General features: G+C 50.6%; 16 protein-coding genes and 1 CRISPR repeat array. Of the genes, 6 read left to right on the top strand and 10 right to left on the bottom strand.

The genetic code is table 11. The annotated features are described in order from the left end of the window. The 7 genes from csy2 to C0K55_RS26520 all read right to left on the bottom strand — a co-directional run bounded on the left by csy2 (window position 1) and on the right by C0K55_RS26520 (window position 10,283). Window positions 1–924, bottom strand: coding sequence for a type I-F CRISPR-associated protein Csy2 (gene csy2, locus C0K55_RS06125; RefSeq protein WP_061090904.1), 924 nt, complete (start codon window positions 922–924; stop codon window positions 1–3). Further along, window positions 921–2,228, bottom strand: coding sequence for a type I-F CRISPR-associated protein Csy1 (gene csy1, locus C0K55_RS06130; RefSeq protein WP_105266422.1), 1,308 nt, complete (start codon window positions 2,226–2,228; stop codon window positions 921–923). Before csy1 ends, csy2 begins: the two co-directional genes overlap by 4 nt. Window positions 2,229–2,556: 328 nt before the next feature. After that, complete coding sequence (cas3f, locus tag C0K55_RS06140) at window positions 2,557–5,790, bottom strand: type I-F CRISPR-associated helicase Cas3f (RefSeq protein WP_105266423.1); 3,234 nt, start codon at window positions 5,788–5,790, stop codon at window positions 2,557–2,559. Next, a complete protein-coding gene (gene cas1f, locus C0K55_RS06145) occupies window positions 5,787–6,770 on the bottom strand; it encodes a type I-F CRISPR-associated endonuclease Cas1f (protein ID WP_105266424.1) in 984 nt (327 codons plus the stop codon). Before cas1f ends, cas3f begins: the two co-directional genes overlap by 4 nt. A gap of 171 nt (window positions 6,771–6,941) precedes the next feature. After that, window positions 6,942–7,269: a CRISPR direct-repeat array (repeat unit 28 nt; unit sequence TTTCTAAGCTGCCTGTACGGCAGTGAAC). A 213-nt stretch (window positions 7,270–7,482) separates the two neighbouring features. Further along, window positions 7,483–9,759, bottom strand: coding sequence for an ATP-dependent Clp protease ATP-binding subunit ClpA (gene clpA, locus C0K55_RS06150; RefSeq protein ID WP_000934071.1), 2,277 nt, complete (start codon window positions 9,757–9,759; stop codon window positions 7,483–7,485). A 30-nt stretch (window positions 9,760–9,789) separates the two neighbouring features. After that, window positions 9,790–10,110, bottom strand: coding sequence for an ATP-dependent Clp protease adapter ClpS (clpS, locus tag C0K55_RS06155; protein WP_000520777.1), 321 nt, complete (start codon window positions 10,108–10,110; stop codon window positions 9,790–9,792). Window positions 10,111–10,208: 98 nt separating this feature from the next. Continuing rightward, window positions 10,209–10,283 carry a hypothetical protein gene (locus C0K55_RS26520; RefSeq protein WP_212741843.1) on the bottom strand — a complete coding sequence of 25 codons (75 nt, stop codon included), beginning with the start codon at window positions 10,281–10,283 and terminating at the stop codon, window positions 10,209–10,211. 149 nt (window positions 10,284–10,432) lie between these two features. Between C0K55_RS26520 and cspD the strand changes: the two genes are divergently transcribed. Further along, window positions 10,433–10,657, top strand: coding sequence for a cold shock-like protein CspD (gene cspD, locus C0K55_RS06160; RefSeq protein WP_000410785.1), 225 nt, complete (start codon window positions 10,433–10,435; stop codon window positions 10,655–10,657). Between the two features lie 72 nt (window positions 10,658–10,729). Here the strand turns inward: cspD and macB are convergent, their stop codons facing one another. Then, window positions 10,730–12,676 carry a macrolide ABC transporter ATP-binding protein/permease MacB gene (gene macB / locus C0K55_RS06165; RefSeq protein WP_085448909.1) on the bottom strand — a complete coding sequence of 649 codons (1,947 nt, stop codon included), beginning with the start codon at window positions 12,674–12,676 and terminating at the stop codon, window positions 10,730–10,732. Then, complete coding sequence (gene macA, locus C0K55_RS06170; RefSeq protein ID WP_000747340.1) at window positions 12,673–13,788, bottom strand: macrolide transporter subunit MacA; 1,116 nt, start codon at window positions 13,786–13,788, stop codon at window positions 12,673–12,675. Before macA ends, macB begins: the two co-directional genes overlap by 4 nt. Window positions 13,789–13,946: 158 nt before the next feature. Between macA and C0K55_RS06175 the strand changes: the two genes are divergently transcribed. Next, window positions 13,947–14,897, top strand: a complete 951-nt coding sequence (locus C0K55_RS06175) for a VirK/YbjX family protein (protein WP_143403315.1) — start codon at window positions 13,947–13,949, stop codon at window positions 14,895–14,897. Here the strand turns inward: C0K55_RS06175 and C0K55_RS06180 are convergent. Beyond that, window positions 14,894–16,552, bottom strand: coding sequence for an ATP-dependent endonuclease (locus C0K55_RS06180; protein ID WP_000599821.1), 1,659 nt, complete (start codon window positions 16,550–16,552; stop codon window positions 14,894–14,896). The genes C0K55_RS06175 and C0K55_RS06180 overlap by 4 nt on opposite strands. 424 nt (window positions 16,553–16,976) lie before the next feature. Between C0K55_RS06180 and aqpZ the strand changes: the two genes are divergently transcribed. The 4 genes from aqpZ (at window position 16,977) to hcr (ending at window position 21,487) form a co-directional block, all read left to right on the top strand. Beyond that, a complete protein-coding gene (gene aqpZ / locus C0K55_RS06185) occupies window positions 16,977–17,672 on the top strand; it encodes an aquaporin Z (RefSeq protein WP_001516085.1) in 696 nt (231 codons plus the stop codon). A gap of 140 nt (window positions 17,673–17,812) precedes the next feature. After that, a complete protein-coding gene (lysO, locus tag C0K55_RS06190) occupies window positions 17,813–18,712 on the top strand; it encodes an L-lysine exporter LysO (protein WP_105266425.1) in 900 nt (299 codons plus the stop codon). A 142-nt stretch (window positions 18,713–18,854) separates the two neighbouring features. Then, window positions 18,855–20,507: a hydroxylamine reductase gene (hcp, locus tag C0K55_RS06195; protein WP_000458827.1), complete on the top strand. Its 1,653-nt coding sequence runs from the start codon at window positions 18,855–18,857 to the stop codon at window positions 20,505–20,507. Between the two features lie 11 nt (window positions 20,508–20,518). Beyond that, on the top strand, window positions 20,519–21,487 hold the full coding sequence (gene hcr / locus C0K55_RS06200) for an NADH oxidoreductase (protein WP_001516083.1): 969 nt from the start codon (window positions 20,519–20,521) through the stop codon (window positions 21,485–21,487). Window positions 21,488–21,533: the final 46 nt, after the last annotated feature.

Below are 21,533 nucleotides of genomic sequence, written 5' to 3' on the forward strand. Positions count from 1 at the left end.
TTATTCTGTATCGTCATCTTCATTAGTAGTAGGGTCGTCAACGACTGGTATTGCCGAGCAATAGTAGCCAGTGTCCGTTGCACGGTAACGCCACATCAGTGGTTGCAAGCCAGTAATACGATGTAATCCGCGCCATTCGCCAATGCCATAAACCGCTTCGGCAAAGGCAAATGGCATCACGGTATCGCGCGCATTTTCAACTTCACCGGGAGCGTAAACAGGAGATATGCGTTGGTAACCGCACATTAACGGTACCAGGAAACCAGGCATTGGCTTCGGCTGGTATACCCATTGTGCGCTGTTGTCTTCTGCCGGAGATTCGGCCTGATATTTAACGGCAGCAAAATCAAGCCAGGCATCAAGCAACGATATATCGGGATGTTGTTGGTGATGTTCAGCCAGCCATTCACTGCGATCGTAAAGTGCATAGCCAGGCATTAAACGCCAGATGATTTTACGCAGTTGCTTTTCATCTTCAGGGGCATGAAAAAGCTGCGGTTCGCGCATGTCAACAATGCTTCCGCCCGCCAGTTTGTGGCTCTGGCAGAGCATTTTCAGATAGTCGCAAAGGGCTTTTCTGCCATATTCACCATTGGTAATTTCGCCATTACATTCAATCAGCAGAGAAACCGTCAGGTGCATACGGCCCTCTTCATTGAACGACGCGGTTTTACCTTCTCTGGTTAATGGGTTACGGGTGAGAGCGAATTGAAAATCGCGCCCGGAGCTGTACGCCTGAATATGCTGTTCATGGCTTACTACCGCACAACCGTCAAAACTTACGCCAAATTCATCCACGACTTTGCGAGAAAGCGCATGAACATAACCGAGAAAATGGGTCATCGACGGGAATCCCCAGGTCAACCCGGAGACGGCGTTAGCGTTTTCGATGCGTACATGGGGTAACAAGAGCAGATAACTCATTTCAGCGCCTCCTGCAGAACAGCTTCCATTTCACGCATCCGTTGAGTAAACAGGGACTGACTGCGCCACTCCCTTTGCTCGACAGCACCGACATCGAAACGGGCTTTTTTCAGGCGATAGTTCAGCCAGCGTGCGAAATCATCGGCTATCGTCTCTTGCCAGTCGTTTTTCTCACGCTCCTGTTTGAAAGCCTCATCTGAGAGGCTTCGCCACGGGTCCAGCCAAAGTTGTTGGTGGCGAGGTAAGTCTGGTGATTGTACTGACCATCCCTGCCATTTTTCTTGCTGAAAAGAGGATGCCTGCATGAACAGCAAATCTATCAACTCATCAATATATTTCGCGCGCGCAGTACGAATATGAACATTATTTATGTCAACCTTCAGCAGGTAAGTCATCCGGGCTATGATGCCTGAAGCCGCCCGATTGAAATCGCCGCGTAGGGAAAAAATACTGCGCATGTTTTGTGGCGCGCGATCCAGCGTCGCCCAGGTGGGCGGCATTGATGGCAACAGCCAGACACGGCCAACTCTGGCACTGTTTAGCAGGGAGATATTCTGTTGATTTCCACCTCCATAATGCATCTCTGCAAGATTCGGGAAACGAATATCTGGCTGTGAGTGCCATTTACCTGCTTTGTGCGCATCGCGAATGGCTTTCGATTCCTCACTAAAGCGCACGGCAGTTAGCTTTTCATACATCGCCTGTGCCAGCGAACTGGAAAACAGCGGGCATAACAGGTGATAGCCATCATCGACAGGGAAATAGATTTGTTTTGCCAGTTTATGCGCTTTTATCCACTCCGAAGTGGATGCTTCACTAAAGCATTCAACCCATTGTTTTAATTGTTCATCATCCAACGCAAAGGCATTTAATGATTGATAATCACCACGTTTTAAGCTGGCGAGTAATGAATCACCGTTGACTTCCGTTAGCAGTAGTTTTGCAACATCAAAAACGGCTGCATTGCCTTCAGCATCCTCTTTAATAATTGCCAGTGATGCTGTATTTAAATATCCCTCACTGACGAATTTCTCCAAATAACGCCCATATGCTTTGGAGTCACCATTACTATATTTTGCCCCGTGGGAGATTATCCTTATAGAACGAACACGCTTTGCCGCATCCGTTAACCAGTTACGTGGCAGGTAGCGTGCTTCGAGTTCCTGTCGCTCCAGAGCGATAACGCTGGCGTCGTCGCCCTGCTCCAGTCGCTTTGCTGCTTCTTTTTCAAAGGCATCGATTTTGGGTTGCCTTCGCGAAGCAATGTAGTCAGTGATAAATTGTATTAGCGCCGTTTTTTCCATTTCGGCTCCTTTTCGTTAATCCATCAAATTGAAGTTGCTCCCTGACTTCACTGAAAAATCTCCATAGCCCAACCAGGCTTCAGTACAACGACACATACAGTAAAAGGGACAACACCCGCGGTGATAATCATGGATAGTTCACCTAGAGGTATCTACGCTTTAATCTAGCCAAATCCATGCAATAACCAATGGTGATATTACCATGCATAAAATATTTGCCACACAATGGTTTGATAACTAACATTCACGCACTGCCATCGGCAGCTAAGAAATAGAGGTATCTCCGGATACGGACTTGTAAACTGCCGTACAGGCAGCGCGCCCCCTATCACAGGTTGCGGAACACTCCCAACCAGGGGTGATAACGCCAGTCATCGACCGCATCTTCTTCACTGGCCGGTACTCTCACTTCAGCAAACATTTCTCCAACACGCTGTATTTCACAACCGTGCTTATCAGCTAAATTCAACAAAACGTGTTGGTAATCCATCACGCCCCAGCAAGCGACGCCGCTGGCGCATCTCACCTCTTCTCGCCTGAAATTCCCCTGCGCTTTACGCTCGTTGTCACCGGTGCGGGAATAGAAACGCGCTTCGCTTTCTTCATCATCCATATGTAGAAAAAATACCGCCTCCGGCAACGGCGAATAACGAAATGGCGTCTGGCGCTGCATCCAGCCGTTCCAGCTTAGCGGTGCGCGCCACCATTGTGCCGCCACCACATGTTTGCTTTTACTGCTCATCAATTCAGTGGATAAACGACTATGCTCAAGTTCCGCCAGTTTGTTGTCATTATTGGCAGACAGAATCCGCGGCAAGGCGTTAATCGTCCGGTAGTCCGCGATCGGAATCAGTTCGCAAATATCATGGCTATCCAGCAAGTGTTCTTTTGTTTCGAAACCAGGCTTACAAAATGCGGGGGCTTTTTTCTGCAATGCTTTGATATTAAAACGCAAAATAACCAGATTCTCACTGGTCGGCACATTTCTACGGTGGCGCTGAATACGTCCGGCAAATTGAATTATCGAACGCATGGAGCTTGGTTCGATAATTCCCCAGTCCGCATCCCAGTCACGCCCCACTTCTATAACCGATGTCCCCAACACCACAAACAGATGGTGCGATTCCGGACTTTTATGTAAGGCATCTGCGATATCTTCGTTGTTCCAGAAATCGAGTTCGTTATGGCGGGTAAAAGCGCGATCCAGTCGCTTCTCAATATCTGAACGTACTGCCAGTGGATGTCGGGAGTGGTAAACACAGTAATGAATGCAGACATCTTCTGGTGAAGGAATGGCAATCAGGGCTTTGGTCACCGCAACCAGTGGATTGATATTCGCGAAGCGCACCAGGCCCAGCGAAACGGTTTTACCGCTTTCGTGTAGCTGGCGATGTGCCTGATGCAACTTCAGCATTTGCGCATGTACCGTCTGAGCCACGCTTTCGGTAACATCCTGAATTGCGTTTGATGCAGATGAAATAGAAGCAATACGTCCGAAATGCAGTCGTTCTTTTTCGGCCAACATTAACGCTCGTCGCGCAACAAACTTTTTGTGCGTCTCACGAAAAGTAGCGCCATCGCCAATTTGTATGGCGTCGGCATCTTTTTCATCAAACCAGGCACAGCAAATATTGACGGGTCTGCCGTTCGTACCGCATGACGACTGCCACATTTTACGCCCGGCAAGATAAGCCGCGAACAGCGCCTGAATCAGCCCTGGCGGCAACGTCGCGGAAGAAAGTAATACCCGCGTTCCCAACATTCCGGCCCAATTCATCAGACGACATACTGCATGAAGATCGGCAATATCAAAGTCGTCAGGTTCATCGAGCACTAAATCGCTGGTTAACAAACGCAACATCGAAGGAAGCTGTTTTCCGCCTCGCACACCTTCGGTCGCAGAAATAAGATGATCAATGGTTGCTACCAGAATCGGTGCGCTTACTAACGCCTTAAGTTTGCTGTCATCCTTCAACCATTTTTCCAGCGCCCCGGTATGCAGACTACCTTCATATTTAACAAACTGTTGCTCCTCTGCCAGCGATTCTTGCGAAGCACTTCCGCAATCATTGTCTGTTTTTTCCTGCAGCCACAGTTGCTTAACTGCCGCCGAACCAATCAGTACCGCCAGCTCATCCTCGCCCAGTCCAAGCCGACTGCGCAGAGCATCGCCGGTTTGCAAAGTCAGCGTGCGCAATCCCAGCGCGACGGTAAAACGACACCCTTCCCGCTCATCGGTAAGCGCATACATAATGCGGGCGTTAGCAAAGGTTTTACCGCACCCCGTCGAGGCCATATTGACACCGAAAAAACCGTCTTCCCGGCTTCGCTCACGTAACGCACGTGCCACATCCCAGGCTTTATCCTGCCAACGGTATTTCGCGTCTGTGGCCCGTTGTCTAAAACCTTTATGTCGGGCAATTGCCGGAAGCGATGCACGTGTGTGCATCAGTTGCCGCCCAAGTAGATACGCATGATGCGCGACGCCGACCAGATGCTCATCTACCCGTTGTTTGAGCGTGCCGCTCTGCCGATCGCTATTTGCCCAGACGATATAATTCGGGTCTTGCCATTTTTGCTGCGCGTCGTTAGATGAATAGTAGTGATCGGCAAGCATCAGGCAAAAACGCGCCATATGTAACGGAAACAGTTGCTCCATCTGCCCCCATTCCTTTAGGCCGATCGCGTTACACGCCCTACGGGCAATCTGACGCGCTTTTTCTCGCCAGCTCGCGCTTTGAAGCGGCGTTCCTGACGGAAATTGCCAGACTTGCTCGAAATCCTGTTGTGACCAGTCATTCTTACGGTGGTTAACGGCATTCCAGTCAGCATTGAGTTGTTTCTCCAGCCAACTATCACAGCCTTTGCATGATTGTTCTGGTTGTGGCGAAAGATTCTCCGGCATTCGATGATGGGAAAGGATCAACCAGCCTACCGTTTTGGCGAGTGGTTGCAGCGAACTGAATGGACTATTTGAAAAATGAGGCGTGTCTTTTTGCAGGCACTCAAGGATCGCGGTTTCATCATCTGCCGTTAATTTCCCAAGTTTTTCCAGCCACACTTCGTCTGGCTGTTCACCGACAAAAGCCTGAAAAAGCCGCAGCGAAATCCACTCATGCCGATAAGGTTGATAACTGCGGGCATTCTTTTGGGTCAGGCTTTGCTGAAAGCTGCGTCCTGCTTTACCAAAATCATGAAATAACCCAGCGATAGCCGCCAGCAGCGCAATACTTTCCGCGCACTGCCAGCGATTTTCTTCTTTTTTCACCAGGCTGGTTTGCGTTGTTCGATTTGTGGGAACGCGTCCCTGAGCATTAAAACGACGAATATTGCCGACAATCCACATCAACTCCGTTTGCCCATTCTTCTTCAGCCAGTGACAAGCCACTGCGGTATTTCGCCGGGCAGTTTTGCGCAGTAAACGGCGAAGTGTATTAACCCCTTCCAGAGTAATCACCGTTTGCCATGCGGCGTCACCAGTGCGTTCGGCAAACTGATCAATAATACGGCAGCTCTCCACTCGAGCATTTTTTGTGCAGCGCGAGATAATCAGGACGTTCATTGGTCAGCCTTAGCCAGGGCCTGAGCCGTTTCCTGCAGAGAGGTGATCATGACATCCAGCGCATCCGCTTGTTGAAAGATATTGATGCAGCGTTGACGAAACTCCGGAGCATCTTCTCCCGCCATTGCAGCGATAAATGCTTGTGGCATAACAAGGGCATCTTTAATCAGATCGGCAAGGTCAAAAACGAGGCCGCCGCGACGTGTTTTACCGTGCATTACTGCTAAACCGTGCGGGATCCCGGTTACCCACGCCGCCGCTGCCGCCAGGCCATACGCCAGATAATTACCCTGATCGAGGAAGCGGTTGGCCATATCAACTCCGCCACCCCGTTTTGCACGAGTAAAGTCGCCGTAGCCCACGGTTTGACTCACCATTTTGTAGAGTGCTTTGGTCAATTTCGCCTCTACGAGCATAAGCTGCGTATGGCTTTCTGCCATGTCTATTTCTTCACGAGTGCGATTTAGCAGAGTCTGCAGCGCACTGGCATCAGGTTGAAAGGCGTGTTCACGCTGCATTTTCGCGCTGGTCCAGTACTTATCAATATGTGTCAGACGAATTAACTGAAAACGTTTCGCGGCGGCAAGGCGTTTGTCTTCAACAAACCAAAAAGAAACCCACTGCTGAAGATATTCAGTAGGACGATATTCGCTTTGCGGACTGAGCCAGGAGACATCAACATCAACTTCATTTGCCGAATACAGCGGCGTGCCATCCGTACCACAAAAACCCACCATCACTCCAGCATGGGCAAATTCACGCATCGCCGCCTGGGTAACGGACGTTCCCATCCCCAACATCAACGCCGTGGTATTCGCAATGGGGATATTCCAGTAATACGACTCCTTGCCTTCACTGGTGACATACTCCACTCGCCCACCATTCACCTGCACCCGGCATTTTTCCAGATAATAAATATTGGCACGCCTGGAGTGGAGAATGGTTTTGAGATCAGAAGGAGTAAGGTAATTTGAAGACATAAACACATCCTGTGATTATTTTTATTTGAAGGAGTTAGGATTAGTACAGCATTGATTTCTATGTGAGAAATTGATTCTCGTCGCAATTATCACAATTGTTATTGTGTGTCACAGCTAATGGTTCGGAGTTGAGAGCGCCATAACGCAGCTAAATTTCTGCCATCATCGTATTTGTGAAACTGCCTGTACGGCAGTGGACCTTGTTAAGACCACGGGCACCATGCAGATGCTTTTCTAAGCTGCCTGTACGGCAGTGAACCAGGAAGACAAACCGTTCGGCGGTGGCGATGTTTTCTAAGCTGCCTGTACGGCAGTGAACGCCTTACCGAAATCGCGAACATCATACAAACATTTCTAAGCTGCCTGTACGGCAGTGAACCTACGAACTCTGGAATGGGGGAAAATACCAGGTTTCTAAGCTGCCTGTACGGCAGTGAACGGAAGATCCGACAAATCCCACTTCCCACAGGATTTCTAAGCTGCCTGTACGGCAGTGAACTCAAATACTACACGTTTAGCCCGTTGTTAATAAAGCAAAACCATCTCATTTTCCTGCTGCCACCCTTTTTTATCCTTACCGTCCAGCAGCACTAATTATCAACAACTTACCATCATCATCAAAAAAAGGGGCTGAACCTCCCCCACCCCATAAACAAAAAGTCCGTAACCCCTGACGAGATTACGGACTTCACCAACCTACTTAACAATCTGATTAATGCGCTGCTTCCGCTTTGTGCTTTTGTGCACTCTGGAACCCGTAGGTCAGCTCATTTTTCTCTTTATCCAGCGCAACAGTGACCTGACCGCCATCCACCAGCGAGCCAAACAGCAGTTCGTTAGCGAGCGGTTTCTTCAGGTTGTCCTGGATGACGCGAGCCATCGGACGTGCACCCATTGCCCGGTCGTAACCTTTCTCAGCCAGCCAGTTACGTGCTTCCTGGCTCACTTCCAGAGAAACACCTTTCTGATCCAGTTGAACCTGCAACTCGACAATGAATTTATCAACCACCTGATGGATCACGTCGGTTGAGAGATGATCGAACCAGATAATATTGTCGAGACGGTTACGAAACTCTGGCGTAAAGATCTTTTTGATCTCTTCCATCGCATCGGTGCTGTTATCCTGGTGGATAAGCCCAATCGATTTGCGCTCGGTTTCACGTACCCCGGCGTTGGTAGTCATCACCAGCACCACGTTACGGAAATCGGCCTTGCGTCCGTTGTTATCGGTCAGCGTGCCGTTGTCCATCACCTGCAACAGGATATTGAACACGTCCGGATGCGCTTTCTCGATTTCGTCCAGCAGCAGCACCGAGTGCGGATGCTTGATGACCGCATCGGTCAGCAGACCACCCTGATCAAAACCGACGTATCCCGGAGGCGCACCAATCAGGCGGCTGACAGTGTGACGTTCCATATACTCGGACATATCAAAGCGCAGAAGCTCAATGCCGAGGGCTTTGGAAAGCTGCACCGTGACCTCGGTTTTGCCGACCCCGGTTGGACCAGCAAACAGGAACGAACCGACCGGTTTATGTTCGTGGCCTAAACCCGCACGCGCCATCTTGATGGCTTCGGTAAGCGCCTCAATGGCTTTATCCTGACCGAAGACCAGCATTTTCAGGCGATCACTGAGGTTTTTCAGAGTATCGCGGTCACTCTGAGAAACACTCTTCTCTGGGATACGTGCGATACGCGCCACCACGGACTCAATATCCGCCACATTGACCGTTTTCTTGCGCTTGCTTACCGGCATCAGACGTGCGCGAGCGCCCGCTTCGTCGATAACGTCAATCGCTTTGTCCGGCAGATGACGATCGTTAATATATTTCACCGCCAGTTCTACCGCCGCACGCACCGCTTTCGCGGTATAGCGCACGTCGTGGTGCGCTTCATACTTCGGTTTCAGACCGTTGATGATTTGAACGGTTTCTTCGATCGACGGTTCAGTAATATCGATTTTCTGGAAGCGACGCGCCAGAGCACGATCTTTCTCGAAAATGTTGCTGAACTCCTGATACGTCGTCGAACCTATAACGCGAATTTTACCGCTGGAGAGCAGTGGTTTAATCAGGTTAGCCGCATCCACCTGACCGCCAGAAGCTGCGCCTGCGCCGATGATGGTGTGGATCTCATCGATAAACAGGATGCTGTTGGTATCCTGCTCCAACTGTTTGAGCAACGCTTTGAAACGTTTTTCAAAGTCGCCGCGATATTTAGTTCCCGCTAACAGGGAACCGATATCCAGAGAGTAAATCGTACAGTCAGCCATCACTTCCGGTACATCGCCCTGGACAATACGCCAGGCGAGACCTTCCGCAATCGCAGTTTTACCAACGCCAGACTCGCCAACCAGCAGTGGGTTGTTTTTACGGCGGCGACAGAGAACCTGAATGGCGCGCTCCAGCTCCTTCTCACGACCAATCAGCGGGTCGATTCCTCCCACGCGCGCAAGCTGGTTCAGGTTCGTCGTGAAATTCTCCATACGGTCCTCCCCACCAGCTTGTTCTTCACTGCCGGGCTGGTTTCCTGGTTCAGAAGACTGAGATGGCTCGTCTTTACGCGTGCCATGAGAAATAAAGTTCACCACATCAAGACGGCTGACTTCATGTTTGCGCAACAGATAGGCAGCCTGTGACTCCTGTTCGCTAAAGATAGCAACCAGAACATTCGCACCGGTAACCTCACTGCGACCGGAGGACTGAACATGGAAGACCGCACGTTGCAGTACACGCTGAAAACTCAGCGTCGGCTGCGTGTCACGCTCCTCTTCACTGGCAGGCAGAACGGGTGTGGTTTGTTCAATAAAGGCTTCCAGTTCCTGACGGAGCGCCACCAGATCCACGGAACATGCTTCCAGCGCCTCCCGAGCCGACGGGTTACTGAGCAATGCCAGTAACAAGTGCTCGACGGTCATAAACTCATGACGGTGCTCGCGCGCTCTGGCGAAAGCCATGTTTAAACTGAGTTCCAGTTCTTGATTGAGCATAGGCACCTCCCCCAATTTTTATGCCTGCATTCAGGCTTTTTCCAGCGTACACAGCAATGGATGCTCGTTCTCCCTTGCGTACTTGTTCACCATCGCCACTTTGGTTTCTGCAACCTCGGCGGTAAAGATTCCGCAAATGGCCTTCCCCTGGTAGTGAACAGCGAGCATCAATTGCGTTGCACGTTCTACATCATAAGAAAAGAATTTTTGTAACACGTCAATAACAAACTCCATCGGAGTGTAATCATCATTGACTAATATCACTTTATACATAGATGGCGGTTTTAGCGCGTCACGCACTTTTTCTTCCGCCAGTTGATCAAAGTCCAGCCAGTCGTTCGTTTTACCCATTGTCAGTTATCATCTTCGGTTACGGTTATCGGCAGAACGCTCTGCCGCTGACAAGAGCTTATTTGCCTGACCAATCTACTCCACATAATAGATAATTATCATCTATCGTTGGCATCAGCGACATCAGTCACATTACTGTCAATAGCGTTAACTGCTTCAAATTTTTGATGCATACCTACCCCCAGGCCCCTGTCAAACGCTTGACGACTCGCCCTATTTCTCTAAATTGTATTTCTAGAGTTGGCGAGGTTTTGAACAGCTCCCTCTCTGACCCCGGTTTATTCCATCTTACTTGTATAAGATTTGCGAAGGATGTCGAAGCATGGAAAAGGGTACTGTTAAGTGGTTCAACAATGCCAAAGGGTTTGGTTTCATCTGCCCTGAAGGCGGCGGCGAAGATATTTTCGCTCATTATTCCACCATCCAGATGGATGGTTACAGAACGCTAAAAGCTGGGCAATCCGTTCAGTTTGATGTCCACCAGGGGCCAAAAGGCAATCATGCCAGTGTCATTGTGCCCGTCGAAGTAGAAGCTGCAGTCGCATAGCTCTTCTGTCTCATTGTGTACATCCTACAGGCAAAATGCCAGCCCGATCGGCTGGCATTTTTATCTCAAATATTACTCCCGTGCCAGAGCATCCACTGGATCCAGTTTTGCCGCATTTCGCGCAGGCAGCCAGCCAAATAAAATCCCGGTAACGGTTGAACAAAGAAACGCCAGTAGCAGCGCCAGCGGAGAAAAACCAATTTCCCAACCGGGTAAAAAAAGCTGCAATGTGAAAGCGATTAACAGTGACAGCGTTATCCCCAGCGCACCACCCACCAGACAAACCAGCACGGCTTCAATCAGAAATTGTTGCAACACATCGCTGGCGCGTGCGCCCACGGCCATGCGGATACCAATTTCCCGCGTCCGCTCTGTCACCGATACCAGCATAATATTCATGACGCCAATGCCGCCCACCACCAGCGAAATCACCGCCACCAGTGTCAAAAACAGTTGTAAAGTACGTGTGGTCTTTTCGACCGTTTTCAAGACACCGTCCATGTTCCAGGTGAAGAAATCCTTTTTGCCGTGGCGCAGCGACAACAAACGGGTGAGTTGCTGTTCAGCTTCAGCGCTGTCAAAGCCTTCTTTCACTCTTACGGTAATGGAGTTAAGCCACGACTGCCCCATAACCCGCCCGGACATGGTGCTGTAAGGCAACCACACGCGCAGCACTTTACTACTGCCAAACATCGACTGTTTCTCTTCCGCCACGCCGATGACCCTCGCTGGCATATTACCGACAAGAATCACCTCGCCAACCACATCCGCTTTATGCGGAAAAAGCTGACGGCGGGTATTACTGTCGAGAACAACTACCTGCGCGCGACCATTCAGTTGCTCCTGATTAAAGGTGTTCCCTTCGCTGAAACTCATACCATAAACATTAAAATAGTCCCCGCTTACGCCGTTGGCGCTGGCAGCAACATCAACATTGTTATAACGCAGGCGCAGGTTTTGCGAGACGGCGGGTGTGGCAGAAGCGACCCACGGTTGTTTTTGAATGGCGATTAAATCGTCGTACTTCAGCGCCTGCTGATATTGCGGATCGTCATCGCCAAAATCTTTCCCGGGATAGACATCAATAGTATTAGTACCAATAGAACGAATATCCGCCAGTACCATTTGTTTAGCCGCGTCGCCCACCACGACAATAGATACCACCGACGCAATACCGATAATAATCCCCAGCATGGTCAGTAAAGTACGCATTTTATTGGCTGCCAACGCGCGCCACGCCATCGTCAGCGCCTCGTTAAAACCGCTGACGAACTGCCGCCAGCCAGACGCTGTTTTGACACCCGGTTCGCTGTTGGCTGCAGCAGTATTTTTTTCAATAGCAGGTGGATTACGCACGATTTCGCCGTCGTGAATTTCGATCACTCGCTCTGCCTGGGCGGCAACCTGCGGATCATGAGTGACGATAATCACCGTGTGCCCGCGATCGCGCAACTGATGCAGGACAGTCATCACCTCTTCACCGGAATGGCTGTCCAGCGCGCCTGTCGGTTCATCAGCGAGGATCACCTGCCCACCGTTCATCAACGCGCGGGCGATACTGACTCGCTGTTGTTGACCACCGGAAAGCTGAGCAGGGTAATACTCTGCGCGCTCTTCCAGCCCCAGTCGTTGCAGTAATTGCCGGGCGCGCAGCAGTCGCTGTTTACGCTCAAGACCAGCATAGACGGCGGGAACTTCAACGTTCTGCTCGGCGGTTAAATGCGAAAGCAGGTGGTAACGCTGGAAAATAAAGCCAAAATGCTCGCGACGGAGCTGCGCCAGCGCATCGGCGTCCAGCGTGGCAACATCCTGACCGGCGACGCGATAGGTGCCGCTTGTGGCTTTATCCAGGCAGCCGAGGATATTCATCAGGGTCGATTTACCGGAACCCGAAGCGCCGACAATCGCCACCATCTCTCCGGCATAAATATCCAGAGTGATCCCCTTCAGCACCTCAACCTGCTCATCTCCCGCGGGATAGCTACGGCGAATATCCTTCAATTCGAGCAAAGGCGTCATTGCGCAGCTCCTGGTTTGGCCTCACCAATCACCACTTCTTCGCCCACTTCCAGCCCTTTGACAATCTCAACATCGGTATCGTTACGTGCGCCAATCGTTACTTCACGCTCGCGCGTTTCTCCATTACGTAGCAGTTTGATCTTATAGCGGTTATCGCCAACCGGATCGCCTAACGCCGACAGTGGGATTGTCAGCACGTTTTTCACATCAGTGAGCTGAATGTGCACCTGTGCAGTCATATCCAGCCGCAACAGACCATCGGGGTTTGGTACTTCAAAACGGGCGTAATAGAAAATAGCGTCGTTGACCTTTTCCGGTGTTGGCAACACATCTTTAATCTGCCCTTCATAGCGCGTCAGCGGATCGCCAAGCACCGTAAACCAGGCTTTTTGCCCCGGCTTCAGGTGGATAACATCCGCTTCAGAAACCTGCGCTTTTACCAGCATGGTACTCATATCTGCCAGCGTCAAAATGTTCGGCGCTTGTTGTGCGGCAATCACCGTCTGCCCTTGCAGGGTAGTGATTTGCGTGACTTCCCCGGCCATCGGAGCAACGATGCGGGTGTAATCGAGATTGGTTTTAGCTGTGTCGAGAGAGGCCTGATTGCGTTTGATTTGCGCATCAATGGTGCCAATCTGCGCCTGTTTAACAGCCATTTCAGTCGCAGCAGTGTCGAGATCCTGCTGTGAAACGGCCTGCGTTTGCGCCAGTCGTTGCTGGCGAGAGTATGTCACCCGAGCCAGTTTCAGTTCTGCTTCCGCCTGCTGACGTTGTGCGCGCAGCTCCATCAGCGTCGCTTCCACTTCCTTGATCTGGTTTTCAGCCTGTTCTGGATCAATAACGCCTAAAAGCTGATCTTTTTTCACTTTATCGCCAATCGCCACCGACAGCGTTTTCAACTGACCGCTGACCTGCGCGCCAACATCAACTTTACGCAACGCGTCGAGCTTTCCGGTCGCCAGCACGCTTTGCTGCAAATCACCGGGGCGCACTATCAATGTCTGATAAGTTGGCACCGGCGCATTGAGAATTTTCCACAATGCAACCAACCCGGCAATGACTATCACCAGCGCAATAACGTAACGCTTCTTAATGTTTCTTCGCTTTTTCATAAATATATTGAGTACTCCATACGCGCATCCGGGCGTTGTTAACATCAACAAAATATCAACAAAACCCTAAAATTTCCGTTAGTAATCACATTATTGATGTTTGGTTAAGATTTCCGATGGTGAAATCGACGCTATGTATAATCATTGATTTTGTGAATATGTCACAACTTACTGAACGGGCTTTTACGCCATCTGAATCTCTTAGCAGCATGTCTCTTTTCCTTAGTCTGGCTGGTGGCCAGTGGCGACCAGGTAAATTCTGGCATCGCCGTAGCTTTCGCCAGAAATTTTTGCTGCGCTCTTTGATTATGCCGCGTTTAAGCGTTGAGTGGATGAACGAACTATCCCACTGGCCGAACCTCAATACGCTGTTAACACGCCAGCCGCGACTGCCTGTTCGTCTGCATCGCCCTTACCTTGCCGCCAATCTTAACCGCAAACAATTACTGGAGGCGTTACGTTACCATTATGCATTGCTGCGTGCCTGCATGTCGGCGGAAGAATTCAGCTTATATTTGAATACCCCCGGGCTGCAACTGGCGAAGCTGGAAGGAAAAAACGGCGAGCAGTTCACGCTTGAACTGACCATGATGATCTCAATGGATAAAGAAGGTGACAGCACGATCCTGTTCCGTAACAGCGAGGGCATCCCTCTGGCAGAGATCACCTTCACTCTGTGTGAGTACCTGGGAAAAAGAACGCTGTTTATTGGTGGACTGCAAGGCGCGAAATGGGAAATTCCGCACCAGGAAATCCAGAATGCGACGAAAGCCTGCCACGGTCTGTTTCCAAAACGTCTGGTGATGGAAGCGGTCTGTCTCTTTGCCCAACGCTTACAGGTTGAGCAGATTATTGCCGTCAGCAATGAAACGCATATTTATCGCAGCCTGCGCTATCGCGATAAAGAAGGAAAAATCCATGCGGACTATAACGCGTTCTGGGAGTCGGTTGGCGGCGAATGCGATGCCGAACGGCATTACCGACTTCCTGGTCAGATAGTACGAAAAGAAGTTGCTGAAATAGCCAGTAAAAAACGAGCTGAATACCGTCGCCGCTATGAGATGCTCGACGCTATTCAGCCACAGATGGCAACGATGTTTCGCGGTTAATCTGCCCGACCGCGCGCCAGCCACAGCACGCGCGAGAACATTTTTTTCAGCAATGCCGGTACGGACTCCACACCACGGCGTCCGGCCTCCATTGCAACCTCAATGGCGAGATCAGGTTTGGAAGAGCGATGGATCGCCTTCGAGATGATTTTGCGCAGATTCATCGGTACATTTTCCGGGATTTGCGCCACGCGATGGAATACATCGGAAAATCCCTGGCGATACATAAAATGCTCCATATCCAGCGCCGGTAATGCCGTTAAATGCTCTCGTTCAGCTTCCCGATCGTTATTCAACAGGCTGCGCACCGTAGCGGCATACTTCTTCCCGGCTTCATCGCCATCGACCAGCACATGCCACTCAATCCCCATCCGGCGGGCAAATTTAACCAGCGGTTTTAATCCTGACTGGGCAAATTCAATGACCTTGATCCCTTCAGCATCAAAATGATGCCCACACTGGCGCGCCAGTTCGTTAATAACCCAGGTTTCTGTTTCCCCTTCCACCAGCAACCAACAACGGGCAAACAGCGATGACGGACGGTTAAAACGAATGTGAAAGGATATGCGTCGGCTATCTTCGGTACTCAAGCCACTCGGCCCCAGACGCCATGCGGCAACGCGAGAAGATTCACGCACCAGACGGCAAACATGCTCTACCGGCGTTAACGAAAGCAGCTCGCCAGAGTTGGTGGTAGCAATACGCTGCAATGGCAGAAGGTTCAACAGATGCCAGGCGACTGAAAGCATAATCGGATGCAGGCGCGTTTCCGGATCTTCTATCAACAATAACGGACGCGCGTCTTTATCCAGCCGCAATGTGCCTTTTGCCTGTAGCAAAGTCGCAAATAGCCCAAGCAAAATAACCCGATACGAACGACCTCCAGGCCGGTCAATCATCCGGTTGATGATATCCAGATAACGCCAGCTCCGTTGCTCATTGCTGGCCCGCCGCCGCATTAAGCGGTATCTCGCCTGCCCGGCTCCCTGCTCCGAAAAATAATGCTCAAGCAGTTGCACCATTGCCGAAAGCCCCTGACGAATCTGTCCGTCAGTAAGATTTTGTGGATGTGAGGATAATTCACGGGCAAGAAAATCCAACTGGCGCGCGGTAACTTCCACATTGGGCACATTTGGTACAGTTCCGTTGCGAATACGGCGCATAAAGCGGGCATCACGCAAGCGCAGAACAGGCATCAACCGCACCAGATGACGCGCCTGATCGTTAATATCATCAACCTCAATCGGATGCCCGTCTTTATCAAGAAAACTGCGCAGCGTCATCACGCTGCCATCTTCCGCACACTCCCCTTCCAGACGATAAAAAATGCGGTGATAACCATCGACGCACGGCGTCCAGCATGTTTCAAGTGGGCGATAACGGCGAACACGATGCCGCCCTGGCAGCGATTCACGAAAGGTCAGAATGATATGCAGATGGTGTTCCCGGCCATTGATATCGCCCGGCGGAAACCAGAAATCGTCGCGTTCAAAATGGTAGAGATCTGATTCTGGCGATAGCAGTAGGGTTAGCGCATCCAGCAAACTGGATTTACCCCACGCGTTCTCCCCAATCAGGACGTTGTTTTGTTCCAGCATCAACGATAGTCGGTTGATACCACGAAAGCCCACAATTTCAACGCGCTCAAGAATCATATCCCCTCCAGAAATATGTTACTTATCCTTTACTCCGGCAGTATAACGGGAAAGCCCCCAGGAATACGTGATGACATCACACTTAAGCATGGCAAATGTCTGAAAAATGAGCGAATAATTGTGTCAGACGCCCTCTCACTGATTTCCCCCAAAAAACAATAAAATCAAATGATTAATCTTGTGTATTATTTTTATTACCCCCAAAGGTTTAATTTCGTGGTTTGCACTACACTGTCAATCAGGCAAATGACTATATGGGGGAACCCTCATTTGTTCTAAATCAAAATTACTGGATTTATTTATCTGGCGAATGACTCAGCTTCGTTTTTAAAATACCCACGCATTATTTCTGTCGTCACTTTTTTACGACGACCCTATAAAACGACCATATTTTTCACAGGGTCAATTTTTAATTGAGGTGGATATGTTCAGAAAATTAGCAGCAGAATGTTTTGGTACTTTCTGGCTTGTATTTGGTGGCTGCGGTAGCGCTGTGCTGGCGGCGACATTTCCGGAATTAGGTATTGGCTTTGCTGGTGTCGCGCTGGCGTTTGGTCTGACAGTACTGACCATGGCCTTCGCTGTTGGTCATATTTCTGGTGGTCATTTTAACCCGGCAGTCACTATTGGTTTATGGGCTGGCGGTCGTTTCCCGGCAAAAGAAGTCGTTGGCTACGTCATTGCCCAGGTTGTTGGCGGTATTGTTGCGGCGGCACTGCTGTATTTAATCGCCAGCGGTAAAGCCGGATTTGACGCGGCGGCCAGCGGTTTTGCGTCTAACGGTTATGGTGAGCATTCACCTGGCGGCTATTCCATGCTTTCTGCATTGGTTGTTGAACTGGTATTGAGCGCTGGTTTCTTGTTGGTGATCCACGGTGCGACCGACAAATTCGCGCCGGCGGGTTTTGCGCCGATTGCCATTGGTCTGGCATTAACGCTGATTCACTTAATCAGTATTCCGGTCACTAACACCTCCGTTAACCCGGCGCGCAGCACTGCGGTTGCTATCTTCCAGGGTGGCTGGGCGTTAGAACAACTGTGGTTCTTCTGGGTAGTGCCCATTGTCGGCGGTATTATTGGTGGTCTGATTTACCGGACACTGCTGGAAAAACGCGATTAATTAACACAGAAGGCCTGACGCAATGTCAGGCCTTCTCATTTGCATAACGTTTCCTTTTAATTGCAACTTTACTCATCCTTCCGCTTTCAGTAGTGTGTCATCGCGCATTTCGATTTCTTCTTTGCAAGGGCTGAGTTTTCATGTTTTCTGGGCTGTTAATCATTCTGGTGCCACTCATTGTGGGTTACCTCATTCCGCTTCGCCAAAAAGCTGCGTTAAAACGCATTAATCAGTTATTAAGCTGGATGGTCTATCTCATTCTCTTTTTTATGGGTATTAGCCTGGCGTTCCTTGATAATCTTGCCAGTAATTTGCTGGCGATCCTGCATTATTCCGCCGTCAGTATTACCGTTATTTTGCTATGCAATATTGTCGCCTTGCTGTGGCTGGAGCGTGGTTTGCCATGGCGTAATCACCACCAGCAAGAGAAATTACCGTCACGTATTACGATGGCACTGGAGTCGCTAAAACTGTGCGGCGTAGTAGTGATTGGTTTTGCCATTGGCCTTAGCGGATTAGGTTTCTTACAACACGCCACTGAAGCCAGCGAATACACGTTAATTCTGTTACTTTTCCTCGTCGGTATTCAGCTACGCAATAATGGCATGACCTTAAAGCAGATTGTCCTTAATCGCCGGGGAATGATTGTCGCTGTGGTAGTGGTTGCCAGTTCATTAATTGGCGGTTTAATTAACGCCTTTATTCTTGATCTCCCTATCAACACCGCGCTGGCAATAGCCTCCGGTTTCGGCTGGTATTCTCTTTCCGGTATATTGTTGACCGAATCTTTTGGCCCGGTAATCGGTAGCGCAGCGTTTTTTAATGATCTGGCACGAGAGCTGATCGCCATCATGCTAATCCCCGGCCTTATCCGTCGCAGTCGCTCAACGGCGCTGGGTTTGTGCGGTGCCACATCGATGGATTTCACCCTGCCCGTTCTTCAGCGTACAGGTGGTCTGGAGATGGTCCCGGCGGCGATTGTTCACGGTTTTATTCTTAGCCTGCTGGTGCCCATTCTGATCGCCCTTTTCTCCGCGTAATACCTCTCTGGCGGTAGAACCCTGCCGCCAAAATTGCGCTAAATCAATCTCCCTTAAAGTTGCAACAAAAATCCCTTTTATCCCCGCGTTAAGCGTCTTAACCTTAAACATGTATATTAAATATAACTTTAAAGGTGTGATCATGTTTTGTGTGCAATGTGAACAAACTATCCGTACTCCGGCAGGAAACGGCTGCTCATACGCGCAGGGGATGTGTGGTAAAACGGCGGAAACCTCTGACCTTCAGGACTTACTGATTGCGGCGCTGCAAGGGCTTTCTGCCTGGGCGGTAAAAGCACGTGAATACGGCATCATCAACCACGACGTAGACAGCTTCGCGCCGCGTGCATTTTTCTCAACGCTGACTAACGTTAACTTCGATTCTCCTCGTATTGTCGGCTACGCCCGTGAAGCGATTGCCCTGCGTGAGGCGCTGAAAGCACAATGCCTGGCAGTAGATGCAAACGCCCGCGTCGATAACCCGATGGCTGACTTGCAACTGGTGAGCGATGATCTCGGTGAACTGCAACGTCAGGCGGCGGAATTTACGCCAAATAAAGATAAAGCAACGATTGGCGAAAATATTCTCGGCCTGCGTCTGCTCTGCCTGTATGGTCTGAAAGGTGCGGCGGCCTATATGGAACACGCTCACGTTCTCGGTCAGTACGACAACGATATTTACGCCCAGTACCATAAAATCATGGCATGGCTGGGAACCTGGCCTTCCGATATGAACGCACTTCTCGAGTGTTCCATGGAAATCGGCCAGATGAATTTCAAAGTGATGAGCATTCTGGATGCAGGCGAAACCGGTAAATACGGTCATCCGACACCGACTCAGGTCAACGTCAAAGCTACAGCGGGTAAATGCATTCTGATTTCCGGTCACGATCTCAAAGATCTCTATAACCTGCTGGAACAGACCGAAGGCACGGGCGTTAACGTCTACACCCACGGCGAAATGTTGCCTGCTCACGGCTACCCGGAGCTGCGTAAATTCAAGCATCTGGTCGGTAACTACGGCAGTGGCTGGCAGAATCAACAAGTTGAGTTCGCTCGCTTCCCTGGCCCTATCGTGATGACCTCTAACTGCATCATCGACCCAACCGTCGGCGCTTATGACGATCGTATCTGGACCCGCAGCATTGTTGGCTGGCCGGGCGTGCGTCATCTGGATGGTGAGGATTTCTCTGCGGTCATCGCCCAGGCGCAACAAATGGCGGGCTTCCCGTACAGCGAAATTCCGCATCTGATCACCGTAGGTTTTGGTCGTCAGACGCTGCTTGGCGCAGCCGATACGCTGATTGATCTGGTGAGCCGTGAAAAACTGCGTCATATCTTCCTGCTTGGCGGCTGTGACGGTGCCCGTGGTGAACGTCACTATTTCACCGATTTCGCTACCAGCGTGCCGGATGACTGCCTGATCCTGACGCTCGCCTGCGGTAAATATCGCTTTAACAAACTTGAGTTTGGCAATATCGAAGGTCTGCCGCGTCTGGTGGATGCCGGCCAGTGTAACGATGCATACTCAGCGATTATTCTGGCTGTCACCCTGGCAGAAAAACTGGGTTGCGGTGTCAACGATCTGCCACTCTCGCTGGTACTCTCCTGGTTTGAACAGAAGGCAATTGTTATTCTGCTGACGCTGCTTTCTCTGGGCGTGAAAAATATCGTCACCGGCCCGACTGCACCAGGCTTCCTGACCCCAGACCTGCTGGCGGTGCTGAATGAGAAATTCGGCCTGCGTTCTATCACCACTGTTGAAGAAGACATGAAGCAACTGTTGAGCGCGTAAGGAGTTTATCGATGACGATGCCAACGAATCAATGCCCGTGGCGGATGCAGGTTCATCACATTAAGCAAGAAACACCGGATGTGTGGACGCTTTCCCTGATTTGCCACGATTACTATCCGTATCGCGCCGGGCAATATGCGCTGGTCAGCGTGCGTAACTCAGCAGAAACGCTGCGTGCGTATACCATTTCCTCCACGCCAGGCGTGAGTGAATACATCACCCTGACCGTGCGGCGGATTGATGACGGTGTCGGCTCCCAGTGGCTGACTCGCGAGGTGAAACGCGGTGACTATCTCTGGCTTTCGGATGCGATGGGGGAATTTACCTGCGACGATAAAACAGAAGAGAAATTCCTGTTACTGGCAGCAGGCTGCGGTGTCACACCAATTATGTCGATGCGTCGCTGGCTGGCGAAAAATCGTCCGCAGGCCGATGTACAGGTGATCTACAACGTGCGCACACCGCAGGATGTCATTTTTGCCGACGAATGGCGCAACTATCCGGTGACGCTGGTGGCAGAAAATAACGTCAGCGAGGGCTTTATCGCTGGTCGCCTGACTCGCGAACTGCTGGAAAGCGTTCCTGACCTGGCTTCGCGTACCGTGATGACCTGTGGCCCGGCTCCGTATATGGATTGGGTGGAACAGGAAGTGAAAGCACTTGGCGTAACACGCTTCTTTAAAGAGAAGTTCTTCACGCCGGTGGCGGACGCTGCGACCAGTGGTCTGAAATTCACCAAATTACAACCGGCACAAGAATTTTATGCCCCGGTTGGCACCACGCTGCTGGAGGCGCTGGAAAGCAATAAAGTTCCGGTCGTCGCCGCCTGTCGTGCGGGTGTTTGCGGCTGCTGTAAAACAAAAGTAATTTCTGGCGAATACACGGTGAGCAGCACCATGACGCTGACTGACGCCGAAATCGCTGAGGGTTACGTGCTGGCCTGTTCCTGCCATCCGCAGGGAGATATGGTTCTCGCGTAATCGCATTATGCCCGATGATATTCCTGTCATCGGGCAATTTAACTGT

The organism is Escherichia sp. MOD1-EC6098 (genome assembly GCF_002965865.1).
Classification (GTDB): domain Bacteria; phylum Pseudomonadota; class Gammaproteobacteria; order Enterobacterales; family Enterobacteriaceae; genus Escherichia; species Escherichia marmotae.